General features: G+C 59.3%; 3 protein-coding genes. All 3 read right to left on the reverse strand.

Annotated elements, in window-relative coordinates:
* Nucleotides 1–370, reverse strand: a 370-nt coding sequence (gene tssJ, locus ACZYSM_RS29090) for a type VI secretion system lipoprotein TssJ (RefSeq protein WP_489077110.1), incomplete at its 3' end; no start/stop codon positions are given.
* Entirely contained in the window at nucleotides 351–1,448 is a 1,098-nt protein-coding gene (tssG, locus tag ACZYSM_RS29095; RefSeq protein ID WP_489077112.1) for a type VI secretion system baseplate subunit TssG, read from the reverse strand. The genes tssJ and tssG, both read right to left, overlap by 20 nt.
* Nucleotides 1,412–1,908 (reverse strand): type VI secretion system baseplate subunit TssF (locus tag ACZYSM_RS29100; RefSeq protein ID WP_489077114.1); only part of this gene is annotated, 497 nt, incomplete at its 5' end. The genes ACZYSM_RS29100 and tssG, both read right to left, overlap by 37 nt.

Consider the following 1,908-nt stretch of genomic DNA (forward strand, 5'->3'; position numbering starts at 1 on the left):
CCAGGGGGACGTTCAGTTGCGCCCCCTCCCCCGGTTTTACCACCAGGGTTCGCTGCGCCAGCAAGTCGGTGCGTAGCACGCTGTCGCTATCGCTCAGCACACTGTCATACGTGGTTTTTTTCACCGCCTTGTTGTCGCGCAGTTGGTAAACCCGAACCATGGTCGGTACGGATAAACCACTCATGTCTGCCACGTCAGTGTTCAGTGCCGCTCGGCCGGTAAAGTCCAAATGCAGGGTTTTCACTTGTTTATAGAAAATGGCCTTGGCCGTGGACGTGGTGGCGTCGCTGACGGTCTGGGTCACCCCGCAGCCCCCCAGCAACGCGCCAAGCATTGCTACGCTTAACACATTAAAAACGGTACGCGACATGCTGGGCCTCATGGTCTTGCGGGTTACTGTGAAGACCTTGGTATCGGCCTAGATTGATGGTGATGGTTTCGTGTTCTGCGACCTGCCAGGCCTCACCGCCCAAACCCAAGACACCGGTCATCCCCAGCAGCACTGTCGCACCGCCCAGCACCGGTTTGGGCAGGCTATTTATCGGCAGCGACAGCTGCAATTTCGCGGTACAACGCCAGCCCAGATACACCCGCAGCAACACCAGCAAGTCGTTGTGCAACTGGCTGCCGGGCAACCAGCCACGCGCTTCGTTCAGGTCCTCGGTGAACAACGCCAGGTGCAACTGACTGTTGGCGTCTTGCCCGACGCTGCCCAGAGGCGTGCCCTGAGACAGGCTCACCGGTCGACTTCGGGCCAGGCTCGCCGGCTGCGTCAAGGCCACTTTCTGTGGCCAGTGCGGGGTCACTCGGGTCTGGGTGTTGGGGGCCAGCAGTTTGACCAACGCGATGATGCCTTCAGCGTTGCGGGTGGGCAGACGCATCACACTGAGCAGCGCCAGGAAGCGCGATATCGGCGTAGCGATCTGCTGGGCGGTGCCGGGAATTCCGAGACCAATCAACCCCAGCAGGCATTGCGAAGTCGCATCGGTGCCGCCCGCTTCGAATGTCGCCGGGTAAGAGTACTTACGCCAGATACGGTAGAACTGAGTGAAGATCCGGTGATTAAAAATATCCAGGAACGCTTCAAGGGCTTCATGACCTTCGCGACGCTGAGCGATATCGTCCAGGAAACTTGTCGGCATCGGCGAGTCAACGCCGTACAGGCCCAACAGGCGAGTGCGTACCGTCGCCGGACGTTCGGGATGATCTTCGTCGGTTTCAATCGCCTTCAACTCGCTCACGGGGAACCCCATACCGGGTTCGGGCCGAAAACGCACCGGGTCATCCGCCGGGTGCGCGGTGCTCCCCAAGGACGGGTGATTGGGCAAAGCCTGTTCCAGCAACTGACAGAAACGGTACAGGTTGGCCTCGGCGACCCGCCCTTGCAGCGCGTCCAGTAATCCGGCGGCTTTCAGCCGGGAATACGCTGACTGTGGTTCTCGTTCCATCGCAGGCACTTTCCAGTAGGTTGCAAGATCAGCGTGAGCTGGTTGAATAAATGAATGTCGGCATACAGGCCAAAGAAGCGGTGGAGCATCTCGCCAAACAGACTGATGTCGCCCTCCCCGGAAAAACCATTGGCATCCAGCGTGACTTCGATATCCACTCCGCGCAGCAAAAAGCCTTTTTCGAAACGCTGCACCAGGTGATGGCGAACCTCGACAATCGCTTCCAACCGACGCCGGTTCAGCTCGCTATCGGTCCAGTCGTACAACGCCAAGGTGCCACGCAGGACTTGCGCGCTATCGAGCATCGGCAAGAAGTTCGAACCCAAATGGCTGAGCACCCGCCAATGAAAGCGATCATGGTTTGGCGGGTAACAAGGCAAGCTGGGGGCACACAGGTTGCGTACCTGCAGGCCGACCTGAGTGGATTGCACCACGGTGTCGAGCAAGGTGCTTTGCAGCG

The organism is Pseudomonas sp. F220, assembly GCF_057813935.1.

Coding starts and splice junctions, on each gene's coding strand:
- tssG (WP_489077112.1), bottom strand. CDS start 1,448: ATGGAACGAGAACCACAGTCAGCGTATTCCCGGCTGAAAGCCGCCGGA.